The sequence below is a fragment of the Pseudomonas sp. DTU12.3 genome (genome assembly GCF_004124275.1).
GTDB lineage: Bacteria > Pseudomonadota > Gammaproteobacteria > Pseudomonadales > Pseudomonadaceae > Aquipseudomonas > Aquipseudomonas helmanticensis.
Genome location: NZ_CP027218.1, coordinates 5,449,110 through 5,460,000, shown reverse-complemented (window position 1 = coordinate 5,460,000; position 10,891 = coordinate 5,449,110). Strand labels below are relative to the sequence as shown.

The following is a 10,891-nucleotide window of genomic DNA, read 5'->3' as shown; positions in this document are numbered from 1 at the left end:
ACTAGTCGAGTCGGCCTGCGCGGAAGATGTAACGGGGCTCAAACCATACACCGAAGCTACGGGTATCATCTTCGGATGATGCGGTAGAGGAGCGTTCTGTAAGCCTGTGAAGGTGAGTTGAGAAGCTTGCTGGAGGTATCAGAAGTGCGAATGCTGACATGAGTAACGACAATGGGTGTGAAAAACACCCACGCCGAAAGACCAAGGTTTCCTGCGCAACGTTAATCGACGCAGGGTTAGTCGGTCCCTAAGGCGAGGCTGAAAAGCGTAGTCGATGGAAAACAGGTTAATATTCCTGTACTTCTGGTTATTGCGATGGAGGGACGGAGAAGGCTAGGCCAGCTTGGCGTTGGTTGTCCAAGTTTAAGGTGGTAGGCTGGAATCTTAGGTAAATCCGGGATTCTAAGGCCGAGAGCTGATGACGAGTGTTCTTTTAGAACACGAAGTGGTTGATGCCATGCTTCCAAGAAAAGCTTCTAAGCTTCAGGTAACCAGGAACCGTACCCCAAACCGACACAGGTGGTTGGGTAGAGAATACCAAGGCGCTTGAGAGAACTCGGGTGAAGGAACTAGGCAAAATGGCACCGTAACTTCGGGAGAAGGTGCGCCGGTGAGGGTGAAGGACTTGCTCCGTAAGCTCATGCCGGTCGAAGATACCAGGCCGCTGCGACTGTTTATTAAAAACACAGCACTCTGCAAACACGAAAGTGGACGTATAGGGTGTGACGCCTGCCCGGTGCCGGAAGGTTAATTGATGGGGTTAGCTAACGCGAAGCTCTTGATCGAAGCCCCGGTAAACGGCGGCCGTAACTATAACGGTCCTAAGGTAGCGAAATTCCTTGTCGGGTAAGTTCCGACCTGCACGAATGGCGTAACGATGGCGGCGCTGTCTCCACCCGAGACTCAGTGAAATTGAAATCGCTGTGAAGATGCAGTGTATCCGCGGCTAGACGGAAAGACCCCGTGAACCTTTACTATAGCTTTGCACTGGACTTTGAATTTGCTTGTGTAGGATAGGTGGGAGGCTTTGAAGCGTGGACGCCAGTTCGCGTGGAGCCAACCTTGAAATACCACCCTGGCAACTTTGAGGTTCTAACTCAGGTCCGTTATCCGGATCGAGGACAGTGTATGGTGGGTAGTTTGACTGGGGCGGTCTCCTCCTAAAGAGTAACGGAGGAGTACGAAGGTGCGCTCAGACCGGTCGGAAATCGGTCGTAGAGTATAAAGGCAAAAGCGCGCTTGACTGCGAGACAGACACGTCGAGCAGGTACGAAAGTAGGTCTTAGTGATCCGGTGGTTCTGTATGGAAGGGCCATCGCTCAACGGATAAAAGGTACTCCGGGGATAACAGGCTGATACCGCCCAAGAGTTCATATCGACGGCGGTGTTTGGCACCTCGATGTCGGCTCATCACATCCTGGGGCTGAAGCCGGTCCCAAGGGTATGGCTGTTCGCCATTTAAAGTGGTACGCGAGCTGGGTTTAGAACGTCGTGAGACAGTTCGGTCCCTATCTGCCGTGGACGTTTGAGATTTGAGAGGGGCTGCTCCTAGTACGAGAGGACCGGAGTGGACGAACCTCTGGTGTTCCGGTTGTCACGCCAGTGGCATTGCCGGGTAGCTATGTTCGGGAAAGATAACCGCTGAAAGCATCTAAGCGGGAAACTTGCCTCAAGATGAGATCTCACTGGAACCTTGAGTTCCCTGAAGGGCCGTCGAAGACTACGACGTTGATAGGTTGGGTGTGTAAGCGCTGTGAGGCGTTGAGCTAACCAATACTAATTGCCCGTGAGGCTTGACCATATAACACCCAAGCAATTTGCATGCTCCAAGCTGAAAAGCGAGAGAGACCAGATTGCGGTGTGTGAAGACGAAACGAACCGAAAGTTCGATGTTCACAAACACCGAAAGCTATCACATACCCAATTTGCTGAAGCGAGGCCGTCCGGCCACGACTCAGTACCCGAATTTCTTGACGACCATAGAGCGTTGGAACCACCTGATCCCATCCCGAACTCAGCAGTGAAACGATGCATCGCCGATGGTAGTGTGGGGTTTCCCCATGTGAGAGTAGGTCATCGTCAAGATTAAATTCCGAAACCCCAATTGCGAAAGCAGTTGGGGTTTTGTTTTGCCCGCGAAAAAGTTTTGCTCGCGACGGCGAACAAATTTGCACAGTTATTTTCGAATCAGAACACTAGAATAGCCCCACCTTATTCGGAGCCAGAGCCTTTATGTCAGAGTCGGTTGACGCCCCAGGGCTGTCAGATTTACCGCTGGAAGACTTGGTGGCCTGTCACGAGTGCGACCTGCTGATGCGCAAGCCAACGCTTGCCCACGGCGAGAAAGCCCTCTGCCCTCGCTGCGGTTACGAGTTGTATGCCCACCGCCATAACGTGGTGCAGCGCAGCCTTGCCTTGGTAATTGCAGCGTTATTGTTGTACATCCCGGCAAACTTTTTACCCATCATGCAACTCAATATCCTCGGGCAATCCTCGCAGGATACGGTCTGGAGCGGCGTTCTCGGCCTGTTCAACACTGACATGCAGGGCGTTTCGATTGTCGTATTCCTGTGCAGCATGGCCATACCGCTGCTCAAGTTGCTGTGCCAGTTGTTCGTTTTGCTGACGATTCGCTTCAATGTCGGCCGCAGCTACGGCCTGCTGCTTTACCGTATCTATCACCACCTCAAAGACTGGGGAATGCTTGAGGTTTACCTCATGGGCGTGTTGGTGGCGATCGTCAAACTGGCGGACATGGCCGCCATTACCGTAGGTCTGGGCTTGGCATGTTTCATCGGATTGTTGTTGGTGCAGGTCTGGCTGGAAGTGGTGATGTCACCGCATCAGATCTGGCAGGCGTTATCAGGAGAGGACGCTCATGCGGGCGATTGATGCGGGCATTCTGGTGTGTAACGAATGTCACGAACTGAATAAACAGGAAGCGGGCACCGACGAGCAGACTTGCACGCGCTGCGGAGCACTGGTTCACGCCCGGCGTCCGAACAGTCTGGTCCGCACATGGGCACTGCTGATCACCGCGGCGATCATCTATATTCCGGCCAACGTCTTGCCGATCATGACTGTCAGTTCTTTGGGGCAGGGCGATCCGAGCACGATCATGTCCGGCGTGATCCAGTTGGTGCAGCACGGCATGATCCCCATTGCCGCCGTGGTGTTCATCGCCAGTATCCTGGTGCCGACCTTCAAACTGGTGGGCATCGCGCTGCTGCTGTTTTCGGTGCAACGACGCCAGCCATTGTCGGCCCGTCAGCGCATATGGATGTACCGCTTCATCGAGTTCATCGGTCGCTGGTCGATGCTCGATATTTTTGTGATCGCCATTCTCGTGGCGGTCGTCAACTTCGGCCGGCTTGCCAGTGTCGAAGCCAATCTTGGCGCCATCGCCTTCGCCAGTGTGGTGATTCTGACGATGCTCGCCGCAGTAACTTTCGATCCCCGACTGATTTGGGATAACACGGAGTCGGACGACGACCATGACTGATTTGCCCGTAGCGAAAACCCGACCGGCCTCGAACTGGTCTGCCATTTGGGTACTGCCTCTGATCGCGCTGATCATCGGCGGCTGGCTCGGCTGGCGTGCCTATTCCGAAACCGGTATCGAGATCCAGATCCGCTTCGAGAGTGGTGAAGGTATCCAGGCCAACAAGACCGAGGTCATGTACAAAGGCATGTCGGTCGGTAAGGTCAAGGCACTCAAGCTCGATGACGAGGGCAACTCGAAAGGCGTGATCGCTACGGTCGAGATGAACAAGGACGTCGAGCAATACCTCAAGACCAGCACGCGTTTCTGGCTGGTCAAACCGAGCGTAACCCTGGCCGGTATCACCGGACTGGAAACCCTGGTTTCGGGTAACTACGTCGCCATCAGTCCCGGTGAAGGCGAGCCTGTGCGCAAGTTCAAGGCGCTCTCCGAAGAGCCGCCGCTGTCCGACGCCAAGCCTGGCCTGCACCTGACCATCAAGGCGGATCGTCTCGGCTCGTTGAGCCGTGGCAGCCCGGTGTTTTACAAGCAGATCAAGGTCGGCCAGGTTAAAAGCTACCTGCTCTCGGAAGACCAAAGTACCGTTGAACTCAAGGTCTTCATCGAACCGACCTACGCCAAACTCGTGCGTAAGCACACACGTTTCTGGAACGCCAGCGGCATCAGCATCGACGCCAACCTGTCCGGTGTGAAAGTGCGCAGCGAATCGCTGGCCAGCATCGTAGCGGGCGGTATCGCCTTCGCCACGCCGGAGAACCGCAAAGACAGCCCGCCGACCGATCCGAGCCTGCCGTTCCGTCTCTATGAAGACTTCGACGCCGCCGCTGCCGGGATTCGCGTGAAGGTCAAACTCAGCGACTTCGAAGGCCTGCAAGCCGGACGCACGCCGGTGATGTACAAAGGCATTCAGGTCGGCAACCTGAAAGCACTGAAGGTCGATCCCGATCTGAACAGCGCCACGGCCGAGCTGACCCTTGATCCACTCGCCGAAGATTATCTGGTCGATGGCACGCAGTTCTGGGTGGTCAAACCGTCGATTTCCCTGGCGGGCATCACCGGGCTCGAAGCGCTGGTTAAGGGTAACTACATCGCCGTACGCCCAGGTGACAAAGGCGCCGCGCCGAAGCGTGAGTTCGAAGCACGACCAAAAGCGCCGCCGCTGGATTTACGTTCTCCGGGGCTGCACCTGGTGCTGTTCACCGACACCCTCGGCTCGATCGATGTCGGCAGCCCGATTCTGTACAAGCAGGTCAAGGTCGGTTCGGTGCAGAGCTATCAGTTCTCGAAGACGCGCAAGCAGATCATCGTCGGTGTGCACATCGAGAAGGAATACGAAAACCTGGTCAACGCCTCGACGCGATTCTGGAATGTCAGCGGTGTCACCCTCACCGGCGGATTGACCGGCGGGATTCAGGTGAAGAGCGAATCGCTGCAAACCCTGATGGCCGGCGGCATCGCCTTCGAAACGCCGCAAGCCAAGGCACCATTGCAGAAACGCATCCCGCGCTTCCGCTTGTTTGCCAACCATGACGACGCCAATCAGAAAGGCGCCGTGGTCACGATCAAGGTCGATCGCGCCGACGGTCTGCGCAGCGGCACCCCGGTTCGTTTCAAAGGCCTGGATGTCGGCAAGATTGAAAGTGTCGATCTGACTGACGATCTGCAATCGGTCATCCTCACCGCGCGCATCACCGAAGTGCCAGAGAAGATTGCCCGCGTCGGCAGCCAGTTCTGGGTGGTCAAACCGGAATTGGGCCTGATCAAGACAGCTAACCTGGAAACCCTGGTGACCGGGCAATACATCGAAGTGCAGCCAGCGGCGAAGAACCTCGGGCCGCAGAAGAACTTCGTTGCCCTGGCTAATGCGCCGGAAGTGACCAAGCAAGAGGCGGGACTGAGTCTGGTATTGAGCGCAGTCCGTCGTGGTTCGCTGAAGCCGGGTGTGCCGGTGACTTACCGTGAAATTAGCGTGGGTAAAGTCACCGGTTATGAACTGGGCCAGACCGCAGATCGGGTGTTAGTGCACATTTTGATCGAGCCGAAATATGCGCCGTTGGTGCGCAGCGGTAGCCGGTTCTGGAACACCAGTGGCGTAGGGTTTGATATTGGTTTGTTCAACGGGCTGACGGTACGCACCGAGTCGCTGGAGACGGCGATTCAGGGCGGCATTGCCTTTGCCACGCCGGATGGCGAACGCATGGGTAGCCAGGCGCGGGCTGAGCAGACGTTCCCGCTGTTCGACAAGTTTGAGGATGAGTGGCTGACGTGGGCGCCGAAGATTTCACTCGGTAAGTAATCAGTTAGCTAATGAGGCGTCTGTAAGGGCGCCTTCGCGAGCAAGCCCGCTCCCACATTTGGAATGCATTCCACTGTGGGAGCGGGCTTGCTCGCGAAGAGGCCATCTAATTCAGTTCAAATCCCAAGGCATAAAAAAGGGCCGCGATCCCATCAGATCGCGGCCCTTTTTTGTCTTCAGCTAAAACCGATCAAACCGCATCCAGCTCCGGTTCATCTGCCTCGACATTCACCGTAGCCTTCACCACATCATGGCGACGGATGTACTTCCAGTCCGCCTCATCAATGTAGATTCCCGCCGGCCCGCTACCACCTTCCAGGTCAATCGCGACACTGGCGCAGACCTGCGGCTTCACACTCGCCAGAATCGGCACGAAGCCCAGTTGCAGGCTGGTTTCCAGCAGCGCTGCCTGGTTCTTCTCGTCGATGTCTGCCGCCTCGTCGAGGTAGTACGGCAGGCGTACGCGCCCGGCCAGATCGCGATCCATCAAGTGCAGCAACAAGTACATGTTGGTCAGCGCCTTGATAGTCATGGTCGTGCCGTTGGACGCCGCGCCATCGATGTCGGTGTGGATCACTGGTTGGCCGTTGACCTTGGTGATCTCGAACGCCAGTTCGAACAAGTCTTTGAGGCCGAGCTGGTTGTGGTTTGCCGCAACCAACCGCGCCAGGTATTCCTTGGCCTCTTCGTTCTTGTTGTCCTGCTCGGCGCTTTGGCTGAGGTCGAAAACCGACAGGGTTTCGCCTTCTTCGTACTGACCGGCGCTGTGGATGATCTGGTCGATGTGCTTGAGCGCTTCCTTGTTCGGCGCAAGGACAATACGGAAGCTCTGCAGGTTGGAGACCTGACGCTTGTTGATCTCGCGGTTGAACAGCGCCAGTTGATGCTCGAGGCTGTCGTAGTCGCTGCGGATGTTGCGCAGGGTTCGGGCGATGTCGGTCACCGCCGCACGACGCGCCTTGCCCAGCGTCAGCGCCTCATCGGTACGGTGCGCGTAAGCGTTGATCAGCAGCGACAGACGGCGCTCCATGTCGTCTTCGCTGTCGAACTTGGCCACGCCTTTCAGCCGCACCTGGGCGTACAGCGCTTCGATCTGGCCATCGGCGCGCAACAAGCCTTGCCAGCTGTCCTGATAGTCGTTGAGCAGTGGCAGCAGGTTGTCCATCGAGTCGTCGACCGGATCCATGAACGGCGTACCGAACGGCAGATCCGCTGGCAACAACTGACGACGGCGCAGCGCATCGTCGAGAGTACGTTGCTTGGCTTCCATGTCGGCGATCTGCCGGCCGACCAGTTGCAGCTTGGCCGACAGTTGCTGGACGCGCTCGGTGAACGCATCGCTGGAACGCTTGAGTTCGTCCTGCGCGCCTTCCATTTGCGCCAGTTGCTCGAGCTTGTCGCCTTCTTCGGCGCTCAACGTCTGCGTGCGACGGAAATCTTCCAACGCCTTTTGCGCATCCAGCACTTGCTGGTACAGCGCCTCAGTCTGAGTCTTGCTCGCGGCGCGGTCAGCGGCAACGGCCTGCTGGGTCTTGAGCTGTTTCAGCTCTTTGTCCAGACGTTCTTTCTGATCGCGCAACGCAGCACGGTCGGCCAGTGCTTGCAGCGCCGGTGGCTCGATGTGCGAGATGTCGATGGACAGGCCCGGTACTTCGAAGCGCTCGCCCTTGAAGCCGTCGAGGATCAGCTCAACGGATTTGACCCATTCGCCACCCTCGTCGAGAGTGATGCCGTGTTCGCCCAGCGGCAGGCTGAACAGTGCGCTGTTGAACAGACGCATCAACCGTTCGACGTCGGGTTGCGAGAACTCTTCGCGCAGGCGGGCATAGCTGTTGTTGTCGGCGTGATCGAGTTGTTGCTTCACCGACTTCAGGCGTTTTTCCAGATCGCGCAGGCGCTCTTCCAGATCTTCGGCGCTGAACTGACGCGATTGCGCCAGGGCACCGGCCAGTTCGTCGTGAGCGTCTTTGGCTGCGAGCAATTGTTGTTCGAGCACTTTGACGTCATCGACCAAAGCAAAGCGATTTTTCAACACCGACAGCTCGCCGAGCCAGCGCTGGATGCCGGAAATTTCCCGCTCCAGACGCATCAGTTCCTGAGTACCGCCGCGCTGATTGTTTTGCAGGCTGTCCTGCTCGCCACGGTAGTGGTCGGCTTGAATGGTCAGTTCTTCCTTGCGTGCACTGGCGTAATCCGACCAGGTGCCGAGCAGCGAATCGAGCAGCGGCGACAGGCGATGCAGTTTGCCGCGCAGCACGTCGCGCTGTTTCACGCCGTTGGCCAAAGCCTCAACCAACGGGCCGGCCGCGACCAGCGAGTTGTAGTCCTGTTCCATGCGGCGCACGTCGCGGAAGGCTTCTTCGCACGCGGCGATGTAATCGACGCTGCCGGAACGCAGGCTGTGTTCGAAGGCATCGAGGAACAACTGCTTCAATTTGGCTGCGGTGATTTCGCGCATGTGCAGCAGGTTGATGAACAGCGCGCGGAAAGTCTTCAGGCTCTGCTCGCTGGTGGAGCGCAGCGGGATCAGCGTCAGGTCGAGCGGGATCGAGGTGTGACCGCCCACCAGCAAACGACGCAATTCATCGGGCTTGAGTTCGTAGGCTTTCAGGCCTTCTTTCTCAAGGTTGCTGAACAGCTCTTTCTGACGCAGGCAGGTGTCGTTCTTCTGGTAATGCGCCAGATCGAGCTTGCCGGCGTAGGCGAAGAACTGGTGACCGAAACCACCCCCCGGGCCACGACCGACCACGCCGATCACGTGCGGGCCGTGCGGCAGATTCACTTCGACAAGGATGTAACTGGTGTCGGACGCGAAGTAGAAACGCCGCGATTGTTCGAGGCTGTACTTGCCGAAACTCATGTCCGACATGCGCGCCAGGATCGGGAACTGCAAGGCGTTGATCGACGCCGATTTACCGAGGTTGTTCGCGCCGTAAACCGACAGCGGTTCTTCCAGCGGAAACAGGCCGAGGCTGTAACCGGCGGTGTTCAAAAGGGCAAAGCGGCGGATGCCGTAGCGTTCCTGGCTCATGCGTCGGACTCCTGTTCTTCGGCAATGGCGCGGGCCAGTGCGTCTTCTTCGCTCTCTTCATCGAATTCGGTGAGATCGAGCGGATCGTCGGTTTCGAGGAATTTGGCTTCCGCTGCTTCGTCGATCAGCACCGGCGCCGGCAGTGGCAATACACTGTGCACGCTGGCCGCCAGATCACGGTCTTGCTGCACCGACAGGCACACGTCGAGGAAACGGTGCATCGGTGGCAGGAAGCGGTACACACCGTTTTCTTCGCCGGCGAAACCGAGTTGAGTCATGCGGCGCATGATCTTTTCTTCGAGCTCTTCAACGGTCTGCACTTCGGCCTGAATGAACAGGTCACGGTATTTTTCCAGCAGCGATGGCAACTCTTCTCGGCCGAGGCTGCCGCCATCGAGCACGGCAATCGGGTCGCGGCCCTGATCGGCCAGATGCTCGACGAGGATGAAGGTGAACAACGCCAGACGCTGGGCTGTCTTGTTCACCGCCGCAGCGGCCATGTCCGGTACGAAGTAGTAGAAACCACGGGTGTCGCAGACCAGTTCAAACCCCAACGCCTTGAACAGCGTGCGGTACTGATCCTGGAAGTTCGACAGTTGCGCGTACAGCTCCGGATCGCGGCGGCTGACGTGGTAACCCTTGAACAGCTCGCGGAAGATCGGCGCGAGTTGCGACAGTTCGGAAAGATCAAGATGCATTGGGGATGCTCGCAGAATTCTCGGCGGCGCTATCGCTGGCCGAGAGCAGGGCGAAGGAGCGCAGGCTGACCTGGTGCTCATGAGTGTGGTATTCGCGGCGTTCCAGACGCTCGCGCTTGAAGCGTTTTTCCCGCGACAGGCGCGAGAACCAATAGAGCAATTCGTCGGTGGCGCCGTCCGGTTCCTGCTCCAGCAGCCAGGTCATCAGATCCGGCATCGGCAGGGCTTCTTCGCAACGGTCGAGCATCTCGCGCACGGTGCGCGGGGCACGCGGGGCTTCGCCTTTCTGGGTCTTGTGCGCTTTCGGGAAGCGTGCCGGTTTCGGCTCGAAACGCGCCAACGCATACACGTAGGCTTCGACCTGACTGGCGCTGCCGAGGAAGGTACTTTGCGGGCGGGTGAACAGCGGCATCGCCGCTTGCGGCACGGCGTCGATGCCTTTGCGGCGAATCGCGGCCAATGCGAGCGCGGCGCCACGGGTCACGGCGTTGTGCCGGCGCGCTTCTTCACGCAGCGGCAGCAGCAGTTCGCGGGCATGACGCAGGGTCAGTTGCGCGCTGGTCTGCATTTCGAGGATGCGCGCGTGGGTGCGCAGGAGCATGTCGTCATCGACCAGATGGCCGAGGCGTTGCTGTTCGCTGAGCATCTTCAGCAGCACGGTTTCGACCTTGCGCACGCCTTGCTCGAAAGCGCCGTCGGCGTTCACCAGATCGATCATCGGCTCGACGTATTCGTCCCACGTCGCCAACACTTCGGCGTAACGCTGACGCAGCGGAATCTGTCGATCGCTGGTCTTCGCGCGTTCGGCCACAGCCACCAGCGCCTGTTCGTCGTTGTCGAGCTTCTTCAGCACGTCGCGTACGCGCATGTCGAGCAAGCGCAACTGGCGGGCGAGGTCGTGGCCGTCGCGGATGTCGAACGCGTCCTGGATGTAACCGGCCAGACGCTCGAGGTGGCGCAGATAGGCTTCGATTTCCAGGCACAGGCCCAAGCGGTGTTCACGCCGCAGGTAAGCGAGGAAGTCGTGGATCTGCGCATTCAGCTCGAAACGGTTCGGGCTTTTTGCCACCGGAATCAGAATATCGAGGCGAATCCACACGTCGAGCAGGCTGGTGATGTCCTGTGGCGTGCTGTCCAGTTGTTGGGCAGCCAGTTGCGTACGCAGTTCGTTGAGGCTCAATGTGCCTTGGTCGAAGTGCTCGCACAAAGGCTCCAGAAGTGCCCAGTGTTCAGCGAGGGCGCGCAAGACGCGCTTGGGTTCGATCATCGGAATGCCCGGCGGGTTGGCAATGAAAAGCGGCGATTGTACTGCATCATGAAGGATGCGATTCACTCTCGGGACGGGCTGTCGTATTTTCTAAGGG

6 protein-coding genes and 2 rRNA genes (1 of these 8 running past the window's edge) are annotated in these 10,891 nt (G+C 58.0%); 5 read left to right on the top strand and 3 right to left on the bottom strand.

Annotated features, from left to right (window positions below; translation table 11 throughout):
* The 5 genes from C2E19_RS25005 to C2E19_RS24985 all read left to right on the top strand — a co-directional run.
* Positions 1–1,801, top strand: a 23S ribosomal RNA gene (locus C2E19_RS25005) (it extends 1,093 nt beyond the left edge of the window).
* 168 nt (positions 1,802–1,969) lie between these two features.
* A 5S ribosomal RNA gene (gene rrf / locus C2E19_RS25000) occupies positions 1,970–2,085 on the top strand.
* A 147-nt stretch (positions 2,086–2,232) separates the two neighbouring features.
* Positions 2,233–2,892: a paraquat-inducible protein A gene (locus tag C2E19_RS24995; RefSeq protein WP_007912972.1), complete on the top strand. Its 660-nt coding sequence runs from the start codon at positions 2,233–2,235 to the stop codon at positions 2,890–2,892.
* The gene (locus C2E19_RS24990; protein ID WP_129395521.1) at positions 2,879–3,502 is read left to right on the top strand and encodes a paraquat-inducible protein A; all 624 of its coding nucleotides are present in this window, start codon (positions 2,879–2,881) and stop codon (positions 3,500–3,502) included. The genes C2E19_RS24995 and C2E19_RS24990 overlap by 14 nt, the downstream gene beginning before the upstream one ends.
* Positions 3,495–5,798: an intermembrane transport protein PqiB gene (locus C2E19_RS24985; RefSeq protein ID WP_129395520.1), complete on the top strand. Its 2,304-nt coding sequence runs from the start codon at positions 3,495–3,497 to the stop codon at positions 5,796–5,798. Before C2E19_RS24990 ends, C2E19_RS24985 begins: the two co-directional genes overlap by 8 nt.
* Positions 5,799–5,988: 190 nt before the next feature.
* Here C2E19_RS24985 and mksF read toward each other — a convergent pair whose 3' ends face one another.
* Genes mksF through mksB form a run of 3 tightly spaced genes read right to left on the bottom strand, consistent with a single transcriptional unit; the run spans position 5,989 to position 10,794 of the window.
* Positions 5,989–8,829 carry an Mks condensin complex protein MksF gene (mksF, locus tag C2E19_RS24980; protein WP_129395519.1) on the bottom strand — a complete coding sequence of 947 codons (2,841 nt, stop codon included), beginning with the start codon at positions 8,827–8,829 and terminating at the stop codon, positions 5,989–5,991.
* Positions 8,826–9,527: an Mks condensin complex protein MksE gene (mksE, locus tag C2E19_RS24975; RefSeq protein WP_034156067.1), complete on the bottom strand. Its 702-nt coding sequence runs from the start codon at positions 9,525–9,527 to the stop codon at positions 8,826–8,828. The genes mksF and mksE overlap by 4 nt, the downstream gene beginning before the upstream one ends.
* Positions 9,517–10,794, bottom strand: a complete 1,278-nt coding sequence (gene mksB, locus C2E19_RS24970) for an Mks condensin complex protein MksB (RefSeq protein WP_164979453.1) — start codon at positions 10,792–10,794, stop codon at positions 9,517–9,519. The genes mksE and mksB overlap by 11 nt, the downstream gene beginning before the upstream one ends.
* Positions 10,795–10,891: the final 97 nt, after the last annotated feature.